Source organism: Erythrobacter donghaensis (assembly GCF_001557325.1).
GTDB lineage: Bacteria > Pseudomonadota > Alphaproteobacteria > Sphingomonadales > Sphingomonadaceae > Erythrobacter > Erythrobacter donghaensis_B.
Genome location: NZ_LSJS01000116.1, coordinates 1 through 599, shown reverse-complemented (window position 1 = coordinate 599; position 599 = coordinate 1). Strand labels below are relative to the sequence as shown.

Here is a 599-nt window from a genome sequence, read left to right as displayed (position 1 = left end):
CCATGGCGGCCTGATGATCAACCGCCCGGCCGCACACGGAAATCCTGACAGTCCCCCATGGACCATCAGTATGCCTTGAAAAATTGGACGTAAAGCGTTCTTTTCGGAGCAAACGCCTACTCAGTAAGGTCTATGCGGGACCGCGCGCCCGCCCCTCCACCATCTTCGGTGGTCCCCCTCCCCTGAAGGGGAGGATTAGGGGCCCTCACACTCCCGTAAGCAGAAAATCCAGCGCCCCCAGCACCGTCTCACCCCCGCTCGCCAACGACCCCACCTTGTCCCCCAACTCGCGCACCTCGACCGCCGCGAGTAACTGCGTCATCAGCACAAACCGCTCCCCGCCCACCACAAACACCGGGTTGAGCCTGCGCGCAGGCCTGGGCGCTTCGCTTTCGGCAATCAGCGGCGCCACGACGCGGGTCTTCAGCCCGTCGAGCAAATCCGCCTGACAATCGACCACCAGCGCGCCGCCGCGCGCCAAGGCGTAGACGTCGAAGCGCGCCATCAGAACAGGCGGCGGTCGGCGAGGGGGAGGCCGTTCGCCTCCACCCAGTCATTGGCCGCTGCGACCGCCGCCTGTTCTGATGGCGCGCTTCGAC

1 protein-coding gene is annotated in these 599 nt (G+C 65.6%); it reads right to left on the bottom strand.

What is annotated here, in order from left to right; all coding sequences use genetic code 11:
* Positions 1-205: 205 nt before the first annotated feature.
* Positions 206-505 (bottom strand): CcdB family protein, encoded by a 300-nt coding sequence (locus AX692_RS06315; protein WP_073975843.1) that lies wholly within the window; start codon positions 503-505, stop codon positions 206-208.
* Between the last annotated feature and the right edge of the window lie 94 nt (positions 506-599).